Raw genomic sequence first — 21,282 nt, 5'->3', positions numbered from 1 at the left:
CGCGTAAAAACAAATGGATAGAGCACCGTGCGCCCTTGTGGGCGCACAAAGTCGCTCTACAACAAGGGCTTCAAACAAAAACGCCGCCTCAAAGGGCGGCGTTTTTTATTATCGATTGAAGGCTTTAAGCTTGTGCGGCCTCGCGTGCAGCGGCACGCGCTTCAACACGGGCGCGGATCGCATCCACATCCGCACGCGGCGTGGCTGCAAAAAGCTTCTTCGTATAGTCGTGCTGCGGGTTGTTAAACACGTCGTCACGCGAGCCATATTCAACAACTTCACCGAAATACATCACCATCACATCGTCAGCGATGTAACGGACAACCGACAGATCGTGGCTGATGAAAACGTAAGTCAGGCCAAATTCTTCCTGCAGATCAGCAAGAATATTAAGCACCTGCGCCTGCACAGAAAGATCGAGCGCCGAAACCGGCTCATCGAGAATGAGCAGCTTCGGATTGAGCATCAATGCGCGTGCAATAGCGATACGCTGACGCTGGCCGCCCGAGAACATGTGCGGGTAGCGATTGAAATGCTCCTTGCCAAGACCAACCTTGAGCAGCATTTCCATCGACTTTTCACGACGTTCCTTGGCAGACATATTGGTGTTGAGCAGCAGAGGCTCAGCCAGCACATCGCCAATCTTCTGGCGCGGATTCAGCGAACCGTAAGGGTTCTGGAACACGATCTGCACCTTCTGGCGCATTTCGGCTGTCAGACCATCACGGGCAATGTTCACATCCTTGCCGCCGATCATCAGATCGCCAGAGGTCTGCGGGTCGATCATGGTCAGGATGCGGGCGAGCGTTGACTTGCCGCAACCTGATTCACCGACGATTGCCAGCGTCTTGCCTTTTTCAAGCTTGAAGCTCACGCCCTTGACGGCATGAACAACCTTGGGCTTGCCAAAAAGACCGCCGCCAACATGGTAGTCGCGCTTGATATCGCGCGCTTCGAGAACGATCTCGCTCATCACGCTTCTCCTGCGGCATTGTTTGCAAAGACGAAATCGGAAACCGTCGGCAGACGGTCGCCGGTCGCATTTTCCGGCAAAGCCGAAAGCAACGCACGCGTATATGGGTGCTTTGGCGCGGAAAACAACGACAACACGTCAGCGTCTTCCATCTTGTGGCCCTTATACTGCACGATCACTCGGTCAGCAGTTTCGGCAACAACGCCCATATCATGGGTAATCATGATGAGGCCCATACCGTGCTCCACCTGAAGACGCATCAGCAGATCGAGGATCTGCTTCTGGATCGTCACGTCAAGCGCGGTTGTCGGCTCGTCGGCAATCAACAGCTTCGGATTACAGGCGATTGCAATTGCGATCATAACGCGCTGGCACTGACCGCCAGACATCTGATGCGGGAAGCTGGACAGGCGCTCGGCAGCATCACGGATGCCAACGAGTTCCAGCAGCTCAATCGCGCGGGCACGGCTTGCAGAACCTTTAAGCCCCATATGGCGCTTAAGCACTTCTTCAAGCTGATAGCCCACCGTGAAACACGGATTGAGGCTTGCAACCGGCTCCTGAAAGATCATCGAAATATCGCGCCCGATAATCTTGCGGCGTTCCTTGTCGGACATCCCTTTCAGGTCTTGCCCGTCAAACGTCATGCTGTCAGCAGTTACGGTTGCAGTCTTGGGCAGCAGGCCCATGACAGCAAGCATGCCGACGGATTTACCAGAGCCTGACTCACCCACGATGGCAAGAACTTCACCCTTGTCCACCGAGATATCGATGCCATCGACAGCCTTGAACGGGCCAGTCGAGGTATCAAACGAAACCGTAAGGTTCTTGATTTCAAGCAGAGCCATCGATCAGCTCCTCTTCAGTTTCGGGTCAAGCGCATCGCGCAGACCATCGCCGACCAGATTGATCGCGAGAACGGTGATCAGGATCGCTAGACCCGGGAAAGTCACAACCCACCATGCACGCATGATGAATTCACGCGCTTCTGCAAGCATTGTGCCCCATTCCGGTGTCGGCGGCTGCGCACCCATGCCAAGGAAGCCAAGCGCTGCAACGTCGAGAATGGCGTTGGAGAACGACATGGTTGCCTGAACAACCAGAGGTGCAAGGCAGTTTGGCAGAATGGTCTTGAACATCAGACGCAGTTTGCTTGCACCGGCAAGCTTGGCTGCGGTCACATATTCACGTTCCTTTTCGGCCATGACAGCGGCGCGGGTCAGACGTGAGAAGTGCGGAAGCAGAACCAGCGTGATCGCAAGAACGGCGTTGATGAGGCCTGGTCCCAGAATCGCCACCAAAACCAGTGCGAGCAACAGCGATGGAAACGCCAGAATGACGTCCATGATACGCATGAAAATCGTATCGACACCGCCGCCAAAATAGCCGGAGAGAAGGCCGATGGTGATGCCAAGGCACATCGAAATGATGACGATGACAAAGCCGACCAGCAGCGAATACTGAGCGCCATAGATCAAACGCGAAAGCATATCGCGACCTACAGCATCCGTGCCAAGCAGGAACTGCGTTGTGCCGCCCTGTTCCCAGAAAGGAGGAACCAGCATGAAGTCACGGAACTGTTCCGAAGGATTGTGCGGTGCGAGAACCGGCGCGAGGATCGCGACGATGACAAGCGCCAGAAATACAAAAAGACCGATGACAGCGCCGCGATTGACGCTGAAATAGAACCAGAAATCTTTCAAAGCACGGATTTTTCCGACTTCGTTTACGGCTTCCGGCTGAATTGCTGAGTGTGTCATGATACCCTCACTTGTGCCGGATACGCGGATTGATCAGGCCGTAAAGCAGATCGACAACCAGATTTACGATCATGATGATGAAAGCGATAATCAGTAGTCCGCTCTGCACGACCGGATAGTCGCGACGCGAAATGGAATCGAGCATCCATTTGCCAATTCCGGGCCATGAGAAGATAGTCTCAGTCAGGATAGCACCCGCCATAAGCACACCGACCTGAAGGCCGATGGTGGTGATGACCGGGATCATTGCGTTACGCAGCGCATGAAGACCGATAACGCGGCGAACCGGCAGGCCTTTTGCACGAGCAGTACGCACATAATCTTCACCCAGCACTTCCAGCATTGCCGAACGTGTCTGGCGCGCAATCACCGCAAGCGGGATCGTTGCAAGCACGATGGTCGGCAGGATGAGATGCGAAGCCGCAGAAGCGAAAGCGCCCTTCTGACCTGACAGCAGGCTGTCAATCAGCATGAAGCCTGTTACTGGCGGGAAGAAATACAGCAATGAGATACGGCCCGAAACCGGCGTCCACTGCATCATGCCCGAGAAAAAGATGATGAGCAGCAAAGCCCACCAAAAGATCGGCATCGAATAACCAACGAGCGAGATGCCCATCAGGCCCTGATCGAACCATGAACCGCGCTTCACAGCCGCGATGACACCTGCGGGAATACCAACCAGGATAGCCACGATAATCGCGCAGATTGAAAGCTCGACAGTTGCAGGGAACAGGGCGAAGAATTCGGTCAGAACCGGCTTTTTCGTGACCAGAGACTGGCCGAAGTCACCATTGAGAAGGTTCCAGACATAGTTGATATATTGCTCCCACAACGGGCGGTCAAAGCCGAGCTGAGCCAGCAGCTGTGCATGGCGCTCAGGACTGACGCCGCGTTCGCCTGCCATCAACAGCACGGGATCGCCCGGTAGAACGCGGACGAATGCGAAAGCAACGATCGTGATGCCAATGAAAGTCGGCACCAGATAGATGAGTTTGTTTAATATAAAACGAAACATACAAAAACTCCGACCGGGTGCGGAGGAAACCTCCACACCCGGCCGCTGGTGTTGTTAGATTTTACTCGGAGATATCGACATCTTCGAAGCGATAATCACCAAGCGGGCTCTGCTTGAAGCCCGTAACCTTGGCCGACATCGGCACGAATACGGTCGAGTGAGCGATGGTGTTCCATGGAGCCTGCTCCTTGAAGATCACCTGAGCTTCTTCATAAAGCTTGACGCGTTCTTCATGGTTGGTCGAGACCTTTGCCTTCTGGATCAGGTCTTCGAACGGCTGGTAGCACCACTGTGCACGGTTGTTCGAACCAACGCCGGCGCAGCCCAGAAGCGTGCCGAGGAAGTTATCCGGATCACCATTGTCACCGGTCCAGCCGAGGATGACGGCACCGTCGCGGTCCTTTTCGCCGGACTTCTTGAGATATTCACCCCATTCCATCGAAACGATTTCAGCGCTTACGCCAACCTTGGCAAGATCGGACTGCATGAGTTCAGCAGTACGACGTGCGTTTGGCATGTAAGGACGGCTCACAGGCATTGCCCAGAGCTTCATTTTCAGATCCTTGACGCCAGCGGCTTCGAGAGCCTTCTTGGCAGCTTCCGGATCGTACTTGTCGTCCTCGATCTTGTCGTTGTAGCTCCACATTGTCGGTGGGATCGGGTTCTTAGCAACCTGTCCCTGACCCTGGAACACTGCATCAACGATAGCCTGCTTGTTAACAGCCTGGTTGAGTGCCTTACGAACTTCCGGCTTGTCGTATGGAGCGACAGTCGTGTTGTAAGCGAAGTAAGCAATGTTCAGACCAGCCTGTTCGTCAACCTTAAGGTTGGAATCAGCCTGAAGGTCCTTGATGTCTGCTGGAGCAGGATAAGACATCAGGTGGCATTCGCCAGCCTTGAGCTTCTGCGCGCGGACTGCAGGATCGGTCGTGATTGCGAAAACCAGATCGTCGATCTTTGGCTTATCGCCCCAATAATCCTTGTTAGCCTTGAAGCGAACAACAGCGTCCTTCTGGTAGGCTACGAACTGGAAAGGACCAGTGCCGACAGGAACCTGATTGAGATCGTCCTTCTTACCGTCAGCTGCGAGCTTGTCGGTATATTCCTTCGAGATGATCGAAGCGAAAGGCATCGAGATATTGGCGAGAAAAGCAGCTTCCGAACGGTTCAGAACGAACTTGACGGTGTTGTCGTCGATCTTCTGAATTTCCTTGATCAGCGAGCCCATTTCCATCGAATCGAAATATTCGTAGGAAATGCCAGCCGTATATTCGTGCCAAGGGTTTTCCTTGTTACCCATACGGTCGAAGGAAAGGATCACGTCGTCGGCGTTGAAATCACGGGTTGGCGTGAAGTAATCGCTCGAATGGAACTTTACGCCCTTACGCAGATGGAAGGTATATTCCTTACCGTCTTCCGAAACTTCCCAGCTTTCTGCCAGACCCGGTACGACTTCGGTCGTGCCGTTCTTGAACTCTGCAAGGCGGTTGTAGACCGGATGCGCCGACGCATCGAACGTGTCACCACCGGTGTAAGCTGCCGGATCAAAGCCCTCAGGCGATGCTGGCGAGCAATATACAAAGGTCTTAGCCGATGCAGCGCCGCTCATTAGAGCGACAACTGCAGTTGCCGCCAAAAGTTTCTGGTAGAATTTCATTGTAGTGCCCGCCTCCACGGAAAATAATATTGCGCGCAACCTAAGCACGCAATTGGACCTTATCGAAACGCTTGGCTTGCCACAATGCAAGCGCAATTTTTAGAATCGCGTCATATTCTCAACCGATTTTACCCAGTTTTATTAGATTTTTATTCCATGACAGCGTTGGGTTTTAGAAAATTGCGCTAAACGGCATGGAATTATAATAATCTTCGCATCTAAAATATGTGCGACAACAGCCACCTGACATCCCGTCAGAGGTGTACTGTTCGGCACATTATGCATTCGTACTCCAAACATAATTTAGCAAAAGATTGGATATTGCTACAGGCTATCACTCTTCGATAAGCAAAAATTGATCCGCTTCTATACTCCAATATGCGGATGAGCTATTAACTGGATAAATTCACTCACATTTGAGCTGCGTTCCATGCCCGAAGAAAAAAGCCCTATTCGGCCCACCACGCCAGAAGCGATCCAGTTGGCCAAAGCCTTGCTGCGCACGTCCCGTTATGGCGCAATCGCAGTTCTTGATCCCAAGACGGGCAGACCGCTTGCAAGCCGAGTGGCTGTCGCCACGGACATCGACGGAACGCCGATTATTCTCATTTCGGCACTGGCAGCACATACCCCCGGGTTAATCGCCAATCCCGCCTGCTCGCTGCTGCTTGGTGAGGCAGGAAAGGGAGATCCGCTCGCCCATCCGCGCATCACCCTTCACTGTAATGCCAACAAAATTGAACGAATCTCTAGCGAGTATCCTCGTGTAAGACGGCGTTATCTCAACCATAATCCCAAGGGCGCTTTATATGTCGACCTGGGAGACTTTGCCTTTTTCCGACTGACAATTGAGTCTGCCAGCCTGAATGGCGGCTTCGGCAAGGCATTTAATCTGACCAATAACGACCTCACAAACCCGCCTGAGAGCGTCGGTGCAATCGCGGTTTCCGAACAGGACACGATTGATGACCTCAACAACAAATATGGTAACGAAATCAATCTTCACGCCGCCCGTCACAAAGACGTGGCAAAAAACTGGAAGATAACGAGTTTCGATCCCGACGGCTTCAATATGTCGAGTGGTGACCACATCATCCGCTCTGATTTTTCAGCTCGGGCCGATTCTGGTGAGAACGCAATGAAAATGCTGCAAGGCTTGTTCAAAGCCGAGCGCTGAAACAAAACCCAGCTATTTTTGGGACAAATCGATGATTTTTTGAGCTGGTTAATATAAGCAAGCCCTTTTCAATTTCTCGGTATAGTATTAATTTTGGGGTGTCTGCGGCTAATGAACCACAGGCATTTTTTTAACCGAATGCTGTCTTACGGGGGTATGACTGCAAATGACCAATGAACATAATTTTTTTGATTTAATAGAAAACGTTGATCAAGCGGCTGATTTTCTTTCAGCTCTTGCTAACAACAAAAGACTACTCATTTTGTGCAAGTTACTTCACAATGAAATGTCTGTTGGTGCTTTAGCAAAAGCAATTGATCTTAGCCAATCCGCGCTATCCCAGCACCTCGCAAAACTACGGGCACTTGACCTCGTATCGACGCGGCGTGACGCGCAAACCATATATTACATGGTATCTTCACCACACATCGAGTTGATGTTGTCTACGCTTTCAAGTCTCTATATGAGTCCTGCACCGCGTCGACGTGAGATTGCTGCGGTCGTTCACCAATAACGCACCTATATGAGGCATAAGTCGTGCGATGAAGGAACAAACCGGATCGCACGACTTTGTCGTAAGCATCTCTGATTCTGCCGATGCTCGTTTATCCCCCTACACGAACATTCGCGAAAAAGATCTTGTCGGTCGCCAGCAGCGTTTCATCGCTGAGGGAAAAGTGGTCGTCAACGTTCTGTTCTCCTCTCATGCACGCTTTCAAACAGAATCCTTGCTCGTTCTGGAAAATCGCCTGAACGGGCTTGAGGAGCAATTAAAACAGCGTCCCGATGGCGTCGCTGTCTATTGTGTGCCTCAATCCGTTATGGATGAAGTTGCGGGATTTCACGTCCATCGCGGCATTCTCGCGGTCGGACGACGCAAAACTCAGCCAACCCTTGAAGAAATGGTCGGCCAGCTACCAGAGAATGCTCTGGTTGTTGTGCTGTGTGGCATTTCCAATCACGACAATGTCGGCTCGATCTTCCGCAATGCGGCAGCATTTGAAGCAGATTGCGTTCTTATGGATGAGACCTGCTGCGATCCACTTTACCGAAAAGCCATTCGCGTTTCTGTCGGCGCCACGCTGAAAATGCCATATTTCCACGGTGCTTCTATCGAAGATATCATTGCAGCGCTGCAAGCTGCCAACTTCAATCTATTGGCGTTAAGCCCTTCTTCTGAAACAAGCATCTTCAAGGCACCGGACCATAAAAAACAGGCTTTGCTGTTAGGTACGGAAGGCGAAGGTTTGCCCCCTCACCTATTACAGCGATTAGCAACGGCACGCATACCGATGTCCAAGGAGTTCGATAGCCTCAACGTGGCAACGGCGTCGGGCATAGCATTATCCCGCTTCAGTCGTTTCGATTAAAAATAACTATCCAAATGAAAAAGCCTCCGAACAATGTCGGAGGCTTTTGATTTTATAGCATTTCCAGCAAAAGTGCGAAGCGGTTTTGCGTCGGATAATGCGTAAAAACAAACAGTTACAGCGGTTCCAACAATTCTTTCTTAACTGGACCGCTGTAAACGCATATGTCGCGCTCTAAGCTGCAGATACCTTTGACGTATTGGCAACCAGACGACGCAGCATTTCTTCTGCCTGCGGTTCACGTTCGGAGCGACCGATGAAACCGCCGCCAAACACACGCGCAGTGTTCGAATCATCTGAATAGAGAACGCACGCCTGTCCGGGTGCGATACCGCTTTCGCCGTCGACCAGCTCCACCCATGTCTTGCCATCTGCATGATGCAGAACAGCTGGACGTGGCGGACGCGTCGAGCGAACCTTTGCGAAGACTTCAATACCGCCCTTTGGCAGCGCGTCCATCGCACCATCGCCGAGCCAGTTAACATCGCGCAAGAAAACCTTATGGGTTTCAAGGGCTTCACGCGGGCCGACAATCACACGCGTATTGGCAGCATCAAGATGCACCACATAAAGCGGTTCACCGGTTGCAACACCAATGCCACGGCGCTGGCCGACCGTATAATGAACAATGCCATCATGGCGACCGAGCACACGACCATCAATATGAACGATATCGCCCGGCGTTGCCGCTTCAGGCTTCAGCTTGGAAATGATGTCGGAATATTTGCCCTGCGGAACAAAGCAGATGTCCTGGCTATCCTGCTTCTTGGCAACAGTCAGGCCCATTTCTTCGGCGATTTCGCGAACCTGTGCCTTTGGCAGATGGCCCAGCGGGAAACGCAGATAATCGATCTGGTCCTGCGTGGTCGCAAACAGGAAGTAGCTCTGATCACGGTCCGAATCGACCGGGCGGAACATCGCACGATGGTCGCCATTCTGACTGCTGCGGATATAGTGGCCGGTTGCCAGCGCATCGGCACCAAGCTCACGCGCAGTCTGCAGAAGATCGGAAAACTTTACAGTCTGGTTGCAGGATACGCATGGAATCGGCGTTTCACCGCTCACATAGGAATTTGCGAATGGATCGATCACAGCTTCACGAAAGCGTGCTTCATAATCCAATACATAATGAGGAATGCCGAGGCTTTCTGAAACGCGGCGGGCATCTTCAATGTCCTGGCCAGCGCAGCAAGAACCGGCGCGATGCACTGCCGCACCATGATCGTAAAGCTGCAGCGTTACGCCAACAACATCATAGCCTTCACGTTTGAGAATGCCTGCCACAACAGAGGAATCGACGCCGCCCGACATGGCGACGACAACGCGCGTGTCTTCCGGCTTTCCCGGTAGATCGAGGCTGTTCAGGCTCATGATTATTTCCAGCTTCCGGGCAAATGCCCTGCTTTTAAAAGTTTAGGTTTGTGCCCTATATAGGTCACACAACGGGTACTTGCCAAGATGTCGCAGCAAAAACAGTGGCCGTTTTGCGGCATTGCAACCACAAATTCCCGTGAGACTTTTTATCAAATGCCTGCCAAGCCTGGTTTTTTTATGACTTTCTTTCGAAATAAGTCATTTTTTTGCAAGTGTTACCAGAGAGTTACCGCCTGTTTAGGTAATTCTTAAAGCTGTGGCGTTAGTCTCGGTCTCGATTAGGTCCTTGAGTGTTGTGTAGAGAGTACAATGACCGATCTGACAAGACCGCGTATAAAATATGTTATCGGTCCTGATGGCAGTCCACTGACCATCGCGGACCTCCCGCCCGCCACTACAAGGCGCTGGGTCATTCGCCGTAAGGCTGAAGTTGTCGCCGCTGTACGCGGTGGGCTTCTCAGCCTTGAGGAAGCATGTCAGCGTTATACCTTGACGGTGGAGGAGTTTCTTGGCTGGCAGTCCTCGATCGATGAGCATGGTCTCGCCGGTCTCAGGACCACACGTATCCAGCAATATAGACACTAATAATCTGCCGGTTTCTCCGGAAAAGGCAGATACGCAAATTAAGCCCCGGCCGGGTTAACCGGCCGGGGTTTTTCTTTGGCCATTCATGACTATATCAATGAGAACTGAAACCCTCATGGGGAGACTGGAATGGCCGAAAATATTCAGATCCAGAAAGCTGACAGCACCGATAGTGGTCGTTACTTTGCCAATATCGATGGCGACGAAGCGGAGATGACTTATACAAAGCTCGGGCCTGCACTGATCTCTATCGATCACACCTTCGTGCCCGATTCCATGCGTGGCAAAGGTGTAGCGCAGGCCTTAGCGCTAAATGCTGTCGAAGACGCCCGTAAAACCGGCTGGAAAATCATCCCACGCTGCAGTTTCATGCAGGCACAGGTCAAGCGCCATCCAGATTGGTCAGACGTTATAGCCAGTGATTGATATCAGCGCAGATCGCGGATGCGACTGGCAAGGCTCTTTGGGCTGGCATTTTTGCCCTTGCCAACTGAACCTTCAGCGTCAAGCAACTTATGGATAGGCGAGTTTTCGCCTTCCTTCTCTGCGGTGACTGCAACCATGCGCGCGGCCAAGGCTGCCATCTCTTCGCGAAGCGCCGCATTTTCTTTTGAGAATTCTGCGGGTTGCTCTGTTTCGGCGTTTGATGCCGAACCCTTGCGGGTAAAGCGCTCGAGCTTTTCCTGAGCGTCGGAGAAATCGGTAATCAGCTTGTCGAGTTTGGCCTGCAATTCAGTATTGCGGCGCTTCTCGCTCTTTAATTCAGTCTGTGCTGTCGTCAATTGCGTCGAAACCTCATTATAGCGGGCAGATGCATCTTTACGTTCCCGACGCATTTCGCTCATCTCATTCATCAGACGACCATGTTCGGTCTCTTTGGCACTCATTTCGATACGTAGCGTATCGGCCAGTTCTTCGAGAGATGAAAGATGTTTCTGCAGCCGCTCAACCTCGGCCTCAACAATTTCTGCTTTTTCAGCAGCAGTGTCGCGTTCCGATATCGTTTCTGCGACCTGCTTTGCACGTTCCGCCAGTGTCTCTTTTAGCTGTGCGATATCATTTTCCAATGAAGCGAAACGCTTGAGTTCATCATTCTGCTTGCCGAGCTCGATCAGCTGGCCGGATGATTTATCACGTTCAAGCTTGAGCTGCTGTGCAAGCTTGCTGGCCACCACCGCATGTTCGGCTCTCAGGCCATCCCGATCCGCTCTGATTTCAGCAAGCGTTATCGGCAGTTCGGCTTGAACCTGCCGACGCGCCAGAAAGAAAGCGCGGCGCCAAACCGAAGGACCAAGCAGAACCACGACGAAAACCGCCACGAGAACGCCAAGTATGAAAATGAGCGCAGACTGGATCACGGCTTTGTCACTAAATGGGAAAATGGACCAGCCAAAAGACTTGGCTGGTTGTTATTCATAATGGAGCGGCGTTCCGCTTTCCAGCTCGAACGCCAGTCCAAATCAGAATGGGTTCCAGGTCGGAGCCGCAGAAAGCTTCAGATAACCAATATTGACGCCAAGGCGGGCACCAACGCCCGTACGAATTGGCACCAGCATGATATTCTGACGCTTTAGCACGTTGAAGCCTGCTCCGGCGATCACATAAGCAGAACCTGCAACGCCGGCATAACGCCCATAAAGGCTCTGAATATCGTCGAGATTATAGACGAGCATCATGACGCGCGAGCCTTGCCCGCCGAAATCCCAGCCGAGCGACGGACCCTGCCAGAACGTGCGATGATCGCCAGCATTCTTGGTGTAGAGCGTACCTTCGCCATAGGTGAGACCACCTATGAAGGCACCAGACCCCTCTTCACCCAGAATATAGCCATTGGGAAGACCGAAGCTCTGGAACGCCTTTTCGACTGCGCTGGCGATACCGCCAGATGTCGAACCGAAGAACCGGTGTCCGGATTCAACAACTTCCTCAGCCGAATATGTGTTGCTGCTCTGTGCCTGCGCTTTGTGCGGCACGGCGATGATGGAGATCAGAAAGGCCGCAAAGAACGCTACAATATACGCCGCGTTGCGGAACCTGATCTGCGACAGGGACGGTATGGCCATCTATAATTCCTTTTGCCTACCAGCTTCTCTGTCTGACGGCCCTGTTAAAAGCCTGGCAGCGCTTCTTGCGAGCACTTTGCCGAATCGCGCGTAGTTTAACCGCGAATTTATTGTCTAAATCTTTAAGCGCCGAAATTGGCTTTAGAATGGCGGCAAAAAACAGCTTTCTTGCGGCAACAGGACGTCGCGTGTATCCAGATTCCTAAGGTTCCCGGTGGTGATTCGTCGGGATTATGCTCATCAACTGATTGCCGCCTGACATTCGATTACAAAGTCGATTCGCAGAGCCGGTTCGCGCCTGGAGAAAACACCATGCCATTGCCCGTTACCCTGTCCGCACTCGATCTTGGTGCGCTTCTGTGCAGCCGGATCTGTCATGACATCATCTCGCCGGTTGGCGCCATTAACAATGGTCTCGAACTGCTCGAAGAAGGTGGCGCTGACGAAGACGCAATGGCGCTCATCAAGTCGAGCGCGCGCAATGCTTCGGCCCGCCTTCAGTTTGCCCGCATCGCGTTCGGTGCAGCCGGTTCCGCAGGCGTACAGATCGATACCGGCGATGCCCAGCACGTCGCAACCGAATATTTCAAGAATGAAAAGCCGGAATTGACCTGGGAAGGTGCCCGCGTTCTGCTGCCAAAGAACAAGGTCAAGCTTTTGCTCAACCTGCTTCTGATCAGCAATGCAGCCATTCCACGCGGTGGTTCGCTGGCTGTTCGCCTCGAAAATGGCGACACCAATCCACGTTTTGTCATCACCGCCAAAGGCCGGATGCTGCGCGTACCGCCAAAGTTCCTCGAACTGCATTCAGGCGCAGAGCCGGAAGAGCCAATCGACGCCCATGCGGTTCAACCATACTACACACTGCTTCTGGCTGAAGATGCAGGCATGACCATTTCCATCCATGCGACTGCCGAAGACATCGTCTTCGCCGCAGAATAAGACGCATTTCTTTACGGAAAAGGCGCAGGGTAAAACCTGCGCCTTTTTTGTTTGCGACCCCATAAAAGAAAAGGCCCCGCTTGCGCGGAGCCTTATTCAATCAGGTATTTCCAGCAAAACTGCTAAGTGCTTTGAAAACGCTTATGCGCTTTCACGCAGTTCTGTGCCATCTGGCTCGCGCAGCACATAGCCGCGACCCCAAACGGTTTCGATGTAGCTCTGGCTGCCGGAAACGGCATCAAGCTTCTTGCGCAGCTTGCAGATAAACACGTCGATGATCTTCAGCTCAGGCTCGTCCATACCGCCATAAAGGTGGTTGAGGAACATTTCCTTGGTGAGCGTCGTGCCCTTGCGGAGCGAAAGAAGCTCGAGCATCTGATATTCTTTGCCGGTCAGGTGAACGCGCTGACCACCAACCTCAACCGTCTTGGCGTCGAGGTTAACAATCAGGTCGCCAGTGGTGATGACCGACTGGGCATGGCCCTTGGAGCGACGAACAATCGCATGAATACGGGCGATCAGCTCGTCCTTGTGGAACGGCTTCGTCATGTAGTCGTCTGCACCGAAGCCCAGACCACGAACCTTGTCCTCAATGCCAGCCATGCCGGAGAGGATGAGGATTGGTGTCTTGACCTTCGAAAGGCGCAAGGTACGCAGAACTTCATAACCGGACATGTCCGGCAAATTCAGGTCTAGCAAGATGATGTCGTAATCATAAAGCTTGCCGAGATCGATGCCTTCTTCACCCAGATCGGTGGTGTAGACATTGAAGCTCTCGGACTTCAGCATCAATTCAATGCTCTGTGCGATAGCACTGTCGTCTTCAATCAAAAGGACGCGCATATCTTATCCCCTTTCCGCCGCTGATCAGTTTTCCCTCACGGCAGCTGACGGAACTGTCGTTGCCTTAGCATGAAGGTGCCTGCAAATGGTTAACAAAATATGATTCCGGTTGGCAAGTACAATTCTTTCCAGTTTAGAAAAAACTCTTATCCAACTGAATCATATGTAATTATTCGACTCATTAGACCCTTATGAATCACATTAAGAAAACTTCCTAAGTGATTCATTTGACTCTAGCTTTCACCTGTTACTCAAAAACCACACCAGATTTACCGAGCCTTAATTCCTAACGCGTATGATTAACGTTGCCGGTAAAGGAATGGTTACCAAAAGGGCGAAATCTTAACTTTTTGTTTCGCTTATTGAGGCTGTTCTTAAAATTGGTGGCAGAGCTGGAGCCCTTAAAAGCCAGGCATTGCAACGGATTTCACGGCATATTGTGGGAAAACCGCCCGCATATATGCCTGTTAATAAAGTCGGGGGGAACGCCCCAACGTTAAGAGAGCTGGTTGGTGTTCAAGGAGTATTGCGTATGAAGCCACGTGAAAGCCTCGTCAGGCTGAAATTGTTCCAGGTGAAGGAAAAGCGCCGTCAGCTGGGCCAACTTGACTTGATGATCGGCGAGTTCGAGCGGATGGCCGGAGAACTCGACGCCCAGATTCTATCGGAAGAGAAGAAGGCAGGCATCACTGACATCAATCATTTCGCCTATCCGACCTTCGCAAAGGCAGCGCGCCAGCGGCGCGATAACCTGTTTGGTTCGATTCGCGATCTGATGCAGCAGAAGGAAGGCGCCGAGGCCGAACTGGTTGTGGCCGAGGCTGACCTTGCGAAAGCCGAAGCACTGGAAGAACGCGACGGCGTAAAAGCCCCGCGTGATGTCGTGGAACGCCCGGTCAATCAGCGCCGCGCGATGATCGGCTAAGATTACGAACTGCGAAGTCTTTGGATTGCAGAAAAATGAGGCGCGGCTTCTGCGGGGGAGCCGTGCCTTTCGTATTTTTAGCCTTGAGAGCGCTAGAGCTCCGTGCGCCCTTCCAGGCGCACAAGGTCGCTCTAAAACTTTATATTTACAGCATAATTTTACCTTAAACTGATTCAAGTTTAAGGAATTATGCTTAGTCTGCGTAGCCAAATCAAAGGCGCTCTAAAGCGTGAGCAGATAGTCCTCGAAGCGCTGCCCCTTCTGATGCCGAAACACCTGACCGGCAGTTTCAACCTTACTGATGCGGTCGAGACGGAAATTCCGGAAATCATTGCGACTTTCACACCAACCCGTCAGCAGCCAGACCGCATCGAACATCGTTAAACCAAGTGGCCTTACAATACGCTCTGTGATTTTGTCTTTCAGATCAAGATATTCGAGCGTAACAACTACGCGATCACGAACCGCACGCCGCAGAAATGAAAGATGCAGGTTCGCCTTGCTGTGTTCCTCGGTCAATTTCGACACAGCCCTCAATGGCAGGTTCTTGTAACGATCCCCCGCCCCGGCCTGCATCGTTGAGCTGATTTTTCCCGAAACGCGCTGCGCTGCGGCACCAAGATCGCCATCACCTCTGGCCATAACAAGCCTCACACCGAGCATAATGGCTTCCAGCTCATCCGCATCGAAGTGAAGCGGCGGCAGAAAGTAACCTTTCTCAAGCTGATAACCCAACCCGGCTTCACCTCTGACCGGCGCGCCCATTGCAACCAGCGTCGCCATATCGCGATAGATCGTGCGCGGTGACACTTCCAGCATATCCGCAAGCGCCTCCGCCGAAACGGGTGTGGAAGCCGAACGAAGTCTATCGAGCAGAGAAAAGAGCCGCAGTGTTTTCATGCCAAGCCTATAGCACGCCCCTGACAGGAAATGTCAGGGGTTCCGTGTATGTGCAGCACACCAAACACACAGGAGCTTTTCGTGAACATGCCATACTTCGAAATTGTAACATATAAGGTCAACGACATAACCAGCGCAGACAACGAGCGCGAAAATGCACGCGAACAAATCTGTGCTCTTCCAGGCTTCATCTCTTGGGTGCCATTTAGCGGCATAACGGATGCGGGAGATCGTGTTGATCTCGTTTCCTGGTCCACGCTGGATGATGCGCTGGCTGCAGCATCGCTCGTTGGCACCGCACCTGAATTTGCCGCCTTTAGAGAAACGCTAAAAGAAATGGTATCGATAGGCCATTACCGAGCCCAGACAGAGCCTCAGCCGCTGGTAACATCAGGCAACGGCATAGAACTCGGGCGCTTCCGATTGAAAGCCGGCGTGGATGAACAAGCCATGCGAGACGCCTATACCGCGATGGTGAGCAACCACCTCTCGTATCAGCCGGGCTGGCTTGCACAGCATCTCGTAAAGCTCGCGGATGGGACATTTGTCGATCTGGCCTTCGCCGATAATCAGACCACCGCCACCGAAATTTGTGCAAGCTGGCAAGGCAATGCAGATTGCGATGCATTCCTGTCGCTGATTGATCCCATCAGCATGGAATTCGGTACCATCGTTTGATGGTACGAACCGCGTGAGTTTCTTCTCGCAGCATATATGCCCTTGGGGGAAAAACGCGTTTGCATTCTCACCTTCGCTAGTTGTAGGGAAGAAGCGCGATGCAAAAACCCGTCCCCCCCGGGCAAGAAAAGGCCCGCAATACGTTCACGTTCAGCAATATACCGAAGCCAGTCCAGTGGGGCGTGCTGCTGATCGCCTCTGCCTTGCTGATCTTCCTCGGAGAACTGCTGGGACTACCCGCAGCATTGCTGCTGGGCGCGATGCTGGGCGCCATCTTTCTCGCGTCTCGTGAGAGCACGATCAAGGTTCACAAGAATTTCTCCCTGCTCGCACAGGCGATTGTCGGCCTGTTGATTGCCCGTGCCATGACCGCTGAATTCTTCAGCAATATGGGGCAACATCTGCCGATCATCCTGTTTTCGACGGGCTTCACGCTGCTCGCCAGCACCACAATAGGCTATCTTCTGGCACGCTTTCGCGTTTTGCCCGGAACAACCGCCGTCTGGGGTGTCTCGCCGGGGGCTGCGACAGCAATCGTGCTCATGGCTGAATCCTTTGGGTCTGACGCACGCCTTATCGCCTTCATGCAATATTTGCGCGTGGTGCTGGTGGCAACCACTGCATCGCTTGTTGTCATGTTTACAGCCGATGTCGAAACAGTCGTTCCAGCGGCCGTAGAATGGTTTCCAGCAATAAACTGGCATACGCTTGGCCCAACCCTCGCTTTGATCGTCTGCGGCGCCTTTCTGGGCCAAATATCACGCATTCCAACCGGAGCGATGCTCGTACCGCTGGCGCTCGGTGCCTTGTTGCAGGATTTCGGCCTTATGGTCATTGATCTGCCGCCATGGCTGCTGGCTGCGAGCTATATATTCATCGGCTGGCGCATTGGCCTTGGCTTTACCCGTGCGATCATTGCACACGCTGCCCGCGCCTTCCCGGCTGTGCTCGCATCAGCGCTTATTCTGATTGCCGTTTGCGGCCTGTTCGGCATGACACTCGGCCATGTGCTGGACCTTGATCCACTCACCGCTTACCTCGCCACCAGCCCCGGCGGCGCAGATACCGTGGCCATTATCGCAGCATCGAGCAATGTCGATCTGCCATTCATCATCGCCATGCAAACCAGCCGCTTTTTCATCGTGCTGCTTGCTGGTCCGGCAATTGCCCGCTTCGTTGCGTCGCGCATTGCCAGAAGGCAAAAATAAGAAAGCCCGACTTTCGCCGGGCTTTTCTCAATCACTGGTAAATCAGGCTTACTTGCCGTGGAAACCACGGATCGCGCCGATGATCTTGTCCTGATCTTCTTCCGAAAGGTAAGGATGCATCGGCAGGCTGAGGATTCGTGCAGGCAGCGCTTCCGAAACAGGCAGACCACCCGGTGCAATCGGATAATGCTTGTATGCCGTCTGCAGATGTAGCGGCTTCACATAGTAGATGACCGATGGAACGCCGGCTGCCTGAAGATGCGCCTTCAGACCATCGCGGTTTTCGCTTTCAATCGAATACTGTGCCCAGGCCGAACGATTGCCAGCAGGCAGACCCGGAACCTTGACCACATCCTTGAGCAGCTCATTGTAGCGCTTGGCGATACGGTCACGCGCTTCCATTTCGTCTTCAAGGATCGCCAGCTTTTCCAGAAGAATAGCTGCCTGGATGGTGTCGAGACGCGAGTTGAGGCCAATGCGAACATTGTCATACTGCGTTTCGCCCTTGCCGTGGAACAGCACGGAACGCAGCGTGTCGGCCAGTTCGGCATCGTTGGTGAACATTGCACCGCCGTCGCCATAGCAGCCGAGCGGCTTGGCAGGGTAAAAGCTCGTTGCACCGACATGGCCGAAAGCACCGCACATGACGTTGTCGCGCTTGCCGCCAATCGACTGAGCCGCGTCTTCGATCACAAACAGGTTTTCGCGATCAGCAACTGCGGTGATGCGGTTGTAATCGGCAGCAAGACCAAACAGATCGACAGGAATGATTGCCTTTGGCTCAAGACGACCTTCCTTGCGGACAGCATCAATGGCAGCTTCAAGCTGTTCGATATTCATGTTGTAGGTGTCGGCATCGACATCGACGAAAACCGGCTCTGCACCAACAAGCGCAACAACTTCAGCAGTCGCTGCAAACGTGAACGACGGAACGAAAACTGCATGGCCCGGGCCGATGCCGCGCGCCATCAAAGGCATCTGCAAGGCGTCGGTGCCGTTGGCGCAAGCGATCACATGTTCCACGCCCAGATATTCACCGAGCTTCTTTTCGAACTCAGCCACTTCAGGACCGAGAATGTAACGGCCTTCCGCAACAACCTTGGAAACGGCGGCATTAAGACGGTCTTCGATACGCGCGCGTTGCGCTCCAAGATCAATGAACTGCATGTTGGCTCCAATTTATCTGGTTTACTGAGAATGCTCAGCGAATCCACGACAATTCTCTTATTCCTTCGCGCCCCGCCCTGCCATGGGTGGAGCGTTCAAAGTTTTGCTATTCCCGTAACACCGCTTGACAGAAATTTCCGTCAAGTGTGTGTTATCTGGAATGAATGACCGATCCTTCGGTCAGAATGCGCAATACGTTGATTGCTTCCTGCCCATCAGTGCGCGGATTTTCGCGCGTTTCGATGCAGTGCAGGAAATGCTGCAACTCGCGTGTCAGCGGCATTCCTTCTTCGACGGGGATATAGATCGGATCGACCGATTTGAAAGCCCACTGATCATTCTCGCGCCATACTTCGTGCTTGTAGAATGCAAGCTTCCGATCCCAAGGTTCGGCATCGTCAAAGACAAGCATACCCTTGGTTCCCGTCACGCTCAGGCGGCGCTCACGATAGGAATTCATTCGGGAAGCGAAGAGATGGCCGCGAATGCCGCTCGGGAATTCGAGATGCACATGCGCAAAATCGCTGATCTTGTCGATGATCGCCGTGCCTTCGCCGCGAACAGCTGACGGTTCTTCGCCAGTGATGGCGAGGATCATCGAAAGGTCGTGCGGGGCGAGATCCCACAGCGCATCGAACTTGTCGTGGAATTTTCCGAAACCGACGCGGTGAGAATGCACATAGCGAATATCGCCGAGCTCTCCGCCCTTCACCATGTCGAGCAGCTTCTCAAATGCCGGATGGAAGCGCAGAATATGCCCGACCATGAACACGCGACCATTTTCGCGTGCAGCCGCAACTTCTGCTTCCGCATCGGCAACTTCCAGCGCGATCGGCTTTTCAACCAGAACGTCTTTGCCGTTTTTCACTGCTTCAATCGCATATTGCGCATGAAACTGCGCAGGCAGCGCCAAAACGATGCCATCAATATCAGGATGCGAGAAGAGTTCATCGACCGGAATGTTGGGAACACCGAACTCAGAAGAGAATCGTTCCGCATTCTGTGGATTGGCGTCAGAAACACCCTGAAGGACACCGAGCCCCTTCAAGGTACGAATATGGTTGCCGCCCCAATAGCCACAACCCAAAACCGCAATACGAGGTGCCATAAAACTAAGCCTTTGCTTTCCGCTAGTTACTTATCTACGCAAAACGTGGAAAACAAGACGAAAGCTATGCGAAGAGTGCTTGACAGGGTCCCGTTCCCCACATATACCGCCGCCATTCCTTGCGAAATCATTCGTTCAAAACACTGGAAACGGTGGTGAACAGAGTTCGCAGAAAACGTGGCGGAGTAGCTCAGTAGGTTAGAGCAGAGGAATCATAATCCTTGTGTCGGCGGTTCGAATCCGTCCTCCGCTACCATCACTTCAAAGTGAAGTAACTTTCTCCCGACAAAACAAATTGATTTCCTAAAGCTACAACTGCTTTGCGCAGGTCTCTGCTTGTTTCAGGCCGATATCGTCACGCAGTTTATGGTATTGCGGCGGAAAAGCGCCGTAAGTCATAAGCTGTGCGGAATATCCATTCCCATTCAACAAATCGACAAAACGGCGCTGCAAAACAAATGGCGCAACGCGATCCCTCGGATTGCCAATCACAATAATCTTCAGCTGCGGATTTCGTACGATTCCACGGATATGTTCCATCGGATCATAGGGCATAGGCAGTCCCGTTGCGTCACGTCCGGGCCGTTGCTTCAGCCCGGATTCAGCACGCAACATCTGCGCACGTTCCAGAAGACCGAATGCACCCGACGTCAACACCGCACAAGATACATCATTGCGCCCAAGCGTGAGCAAAGCTGCAGCCGCAGTTGCACCGCCGCTATGCCCCATCAGCACAAACTGCTGGATGTTATATCAGCATCAGCATCCGCATCCGCATCGGCGTCAGCATCCGCGTCGGCATCAGCGTCGGCATCTGCGTCGGCATCGGCATCTGCATCGGCATCTGCGTCGGCATCTGCGTCGGCATCAGCATCAGCATCCGCATCGGCGTCAGCGTCTGCGTCAGCATCGGCATCCGCATCGGCATCCGCATCGGCATCAGAATCTGCGTCCGCGTCATTATCATCATCACCGCGCGACGATGCTCCGATCGCGGCACCTATGGCGCCCAGACCAGCAAGGCCCAGCAGAACTGGGCCCAAACCACCACCGTCGCCACCGGCAAGCTGATCAACAGATTGTATCTCGGAAAAAGTGAAATCAGCTAAGCCTTCACTGTGATTACCGGCCCACAGGTTGCCATGAACATCCTGCAGGACGAGGTCGTTATCTTCACCGTTTTGATAATGCGTATAGAAATGAACAATTCGGATTGTTTCGCCATTATGCAGTCGAATAAGGAGATCGTTGCCAACCTTCTGGTATTCCGCAATCGCATCTGGATTGAGCGACAGTTTAACAATGCTAGGTCCTGAAAGGACGATGTTATCACCAGTAATGGTACGCGAGCTGCCGCTCACCTTATTCGTAACAACTGCAACCATGACTCTCTCCTCAACCGAAACTGAGCTTCAAGGGCCTATGTGAAACAGAACTCGAACTATTGAGAGAGCGCTTATCTATGACATCAATATTATTTAAAATGTGAACTAAATATTAAATACAAACAGGACCAACCGCAAAGTATAAACCTTGC

The 21,282-nt window shown here is 52.7% G+C and carries 23 protein-coding genes and 1 tRNA gene; 10 read left to right on the top strand and 14 right to left on the bottom strand.

What is annotated here, in order from left to right; all coding sequences use genetic code 11:
- Window positions 1–124: 124 nt before the first annotated feature.
- The 5 genes from QSJ70_RS00450 to QSJ70_RS00430 all read right to left on the bottom strand — a co-directional run bounded on the left by QSJ70_RS00450 (window position 125) and on the right by QSJ70_RS00430 (window position 5,405).
- Window positions 125–973, bottom strand: a complete 849-nt coding sequence (locus QSJ70_RS00450; protein ID WP_064320898.1) for a dipeptide ABC transporter ATP-binding protein — start codon at window positions 971–973, stop codon at window positions 125–127.
- On the bottom strand, window positions 973–1,821 hold the full coding sequence (locus QSJ70_RS00445) for an ABC transporter ATP-binding protein (RefSeq protein ID WP_007876094.1): 849 nt from the start codon (window positions 1,819–1,821) through the stop codon (window positions 973–975). Before QSJ70_RS00445 ends, QSJ70_RS00450 begins: the two co-directional genes overlap by 1 nt.
- 3 nt (window positions 1,822–1,824) lie before the next feature.
- On the bottom strand, window positions 1,825–2,733 hold the full coding sequence (locus QSJ70_RS00440; RefSeq protein WP_007876099.1) for an ABC transporter permease subunit: 909 nt from the start codon (window positions 2,731–2,733) through the stop codon (window positions 1,825–1,827).
- A 7-nt stretch (window positions 2,734–2,740) separates the two neighbouring features.
- Complete coding sequence (locus tag QSJ70_RS00435) at window positions 2,741–3,748, bottom strand: ABC transporter permease subunit (protein WP_007876101.1); 1,008 nt, start codon at window positions 3,746–3,748, stop codon at window positions 2,741–2,743.
- A gap of 61 nt (window positions 3,749–3,809) precedes the next feature.
- Complete coding sequence (locus QSJ70_RS00430) at window positions 3,810–5,405, bottom strand: ABC transporter substrate-binding protein (RefSeq protein WP_007876103.1); 1,596 nt, start codon at window positions 5,403–5,405, stop codon at window positions 3,810–3,812.
- Between the two features lie 430 nt (window positions 5,406–5,835).
- Between QSJ70_RS00430 and QSJ70_RS00425 the strand changes: the two genes are divergently transcribed.
- From QSJ70_RS00425 to QSJ70_RS00415, 3 genes are all read left to right on the top strand, one after another.
- Complete coding sequence (locus tag QSJ70_RS00425; protein ID WP_215775589.1) at window positions 5,836–6,582, top strand: HugZ family pyridoxamine 5'-phosphate oxidase; 747 nt, start codon at window positions 5,836–5,838, stop codon at window positions 6,580–6,582.
- A 166-nt stretch (window positions 6,583–6,748) separates the two neighbouring features.
- Window positions 6,749–7,096, top strand: a complete 348-nt coding sequence (locus QSJ70_RS00420) for an ArsR/SmtB family transcription factor (RefSeq protein WP_007876108.1) — start codon at window positions 6,749–6,751, stop codon at window positions 7,094–7,096.
- A 28-nt stretch (window positions 7,097–7,124) separates the two neighbouring features.
- Window positions 7,125–7,952, top strand: a complete 828-nt coding sequence (locus tag QSJ70_RS00415; protein ID WP_285534440.1) for a TrmH family RNA methyltransferase — start codon at window positions 7,125–7,127, stop codon at window positions 7,950–7,952.
- Between the two features lie 174 nt (window positions 7,953–8,126).
- Here the strand turns inward: QSJ70_RS00415 and mnmA are convergent, their stop codons facing one another.
- Window positions 8,127–9,323, bottom strand: coding sequence for a tRNA 2-thiouridine(34) synthase MnmA (mnmA, locus tag QSJ70_RS00410; RefSeq protein WP_215775591.1), 1,197 nt, complete (start codon window positions 9,321–9,323; stop codon window positions 8,127–8,129).
- A 312-nt stretch (window positions 9,324–9,635) separates the two neighbouring features.
- Here mnmA and sciP point away from each other — a divergent pair, with 312 nt between their 5' ends.
- A complete protein-coding gene (sciP, locus tag QSJ70_RS00405) occupies window positions 9,636–9,911 on the top strand; it encodes a CtrA inhibitor SciP (RefSeq protein WP_007876112.1) in 276 nt (91 codons plus the stop codon).
- Window positions 9,912–10,040: 129 nt separating this feature from the next.
- Window positions 10,041–10,337, top strand: a complete 297-nt coding sequence (locus QSJ70_RS00400; RefSeq protein WP_007876113.1) for a GNAT family N-acetyltransferase — start codon at window positions 10,041–10,043, stop codon at window positions 10,335–10,337.
- 2 nt (window positions 10,338–10,339) lie between these two features.
- Here QSJ70_RS00400 and QSJ70_RS00395 read toward each other — a convergent pair whose 3' ends face one another.
- A complete protein-coding gene (locus QSJ70_RS00395; RefSeq protein WP_215776617.1) occupies window positions 10,340–11,245 on the bottom strand; it encodes a coiled-coil domain-containing protein in 906 nt (301 codons plus the stop codon).
- 126 nt (window positions 11,246–11,371) lie between these two features.
- Window positions 11,372–11,974 carry a DUF1134 domain-containing protein gene (locus tag QSJ70_RS00390; protein ID WP_064320902.1) on the bottom strand — a complete coding sequence of 201 codons (603 nt, stop codon included), beginning with the start codon at window positions 11,972–11,974 and terminating at the stop codon, window positions 11,372–11,374.
- 312 nt (window positions 11,975–12,286) lie between these two features.
- Between QSJ70_RS00390 and chpT the strand changes: the two genes are divergently transcribed.
- Window positions 12,287–12,916, top strand: coding sequence for a histidine phosphotransferase ChpT (gene chpT, locus QSJ70_RS00385; protein WP_215775592.1), 630 nt, complete (start codon window positions 12,287–12,289; stop codon window positions 12,914–12,916).
- Window positions 12,917–13,057: 141 nt separating this feature from the next.
- On the opposite strand, the gene ctrA is transcribed toward chpT, so the two are convergent.
- Window positions 13,058–13,759 carry a response regulator transcription factor CtrA gene (gene ctrA / locus QSJ70_RS00380; RefSeq protein ID WP_007876117.1) on the bottom strand — a complete coding sequence of 234 codons (702 nt, stop codon included), beginning with the start codon at window positions 13,757–13,759 and terminating at the stop codon, window positions 13,058–13,060.
- Window positions 13,760–14,291: 532 nt separating this feature from the next.
- Between ctrA and QSJ70_RS00375 the strand changes: the two genes are divergently transcribed.
- Window positions 14,292–14,684: a hypothetical protein gene (locus QSJ70_RS00375; RefSeq protein WP_007876119.1), complete on the top strand. Its 393-nt coding sequence runs from the start codon at window positions 14,292–14,294 to the stop codon at window positions 14,682–14,684.
- A 222-nt stretch (window positions 14,685–14,906) separates the two neighbouring features.
- Here QSJ70_RS00375 and QSJ70_RS00370 read toward each other — a convergent pair whose 3' ends face one another.
- Entirely contained in the window at window positions 14,907–15,584 is a 678-nt protein-coding gene (locus tag QSJ70_RS00370) for a helix-turn-helix transcriptional regulator (protein ID WP_215775593.1), read from the bottom strand.
- Window positions 15,585–15,671: 87 nt separating this feature from the next.
- On the opposite strand from QSJ70_RS00370, the gene QSJ70_RS00365 reads away from it, so the two are divergent.
- Both QSJ70_RS00365 and QSJ70_RS00360 read left to right on the top strand, forming a co-directional pair.
- Window positions 15,672–16,262 (top strand): hypothetical protein, encoded by a 591-nt coding sequence (locus tag QSJ70_RS00365; RefSeq protein WP_252349046.1) that lies wholly within the window; start codon window positions 15,672–15,674, stop codon window positions 16,260–16,262.
- Window positions 16,263–16,360: 98 nt separating this feature from the next.
- Complete coding sequence (locus QSJ70_RS00360) at window positions 16,361–17,470, top strand: AbrB family transcriptional regulator (RefSeq protein ID WP_215775595.1); 1,110 nt, start codon at window positions 16,361–16,363, stop codon at window positions 17,468–17,470.
- Between the two features lie 48 nt (window positions 17,471–17,518).
- On the opposite strand, the gene QSJ70_RS00355 is transcribed toward QSJ70_RS00360, so the two are convergent.
- Together QSJ70_RS00355 and QSJ70_RS00350 are read right to left on the bottom strand one after the other, a co-directional pair.
- Entirely contained in the window at window positions 17,519–18,637 is a 1,119-nt protein-coding gene (locus tag QSJ70_RS00355; protein ID WP_285534434.1) for a DegT/DnrJ/EryC1/StrS family aminotransferase, read from the bottom strand.
- A gap of 151 nt (window positions 18,638–18,788) precedes the next feature.
- Window positions 18,789–19,745: a Gfo/Idh/MocA family protein gene (locus QSJ70_RS00350; protein ID WP_285534433.1), complete on the bottom strand. Its 957-nt coding sequence runs from the start codon at window positions 19,743–19,745 to the stop codon at window positions 18,789–18,791.
- Window positions 19,746–19,924: 179 nt separating this feature from the next.
- Between QSJ70_RS00350 and QSJ70_RS00345 the strand changes: the two genes are divergently transcribed.
- Window positions 19,925–20,001, top strand: a tRNA-Met gene (locus tag QSJ70_RS00345).
- Between the two features lie 53 nt (window positions 20,002–20,054).
- Here QSJ70_RS00345 and QSJ70_RS00340 read toward each other — a convergent pair.
- Window positions 20,055–20,474: a hypothetical protein gene (locus tag QSJ70_RS00340; protein WP_215775597.1), complete on the bottom strand. Its 420-nt coding sequence runs from the start codon at window positions 20,472–20,474 to the stop codon at window positions 20,055–20,057.
- Window positions 20,474–21,130 (bottom strand): BapA/Bap/LapF family prefix-like domain-containing protein, encoded by a 657-nt coding sequence (locus tag QSJ70_RS00335; protein WP_215775598.1) that lies wholly within the window; start codon window positions 21,128–21,130, stop codon window positions 20,474–20,476. Before QSJ70_RS00335 ends, QSJ70_RS00340 begins: the two co-directional genes overlap by 1 nt.
- Window positions 21,131–21,282 lie beyond the last annotated feature (152 nt).

Origin of the sequence: Brucella sp. NBRC 12950, assembly GCF_030268145.1 — a bacterium.
Classification (GTDB): domain Bacteria; phylum Pseudomonadota; class Alphaproteobacteria; order Rhizobiales; family Rhizobiaceae; genus Brucella.
This window is presented reverse-complemented; position numbering and strand designations above follow the sequence as displayed.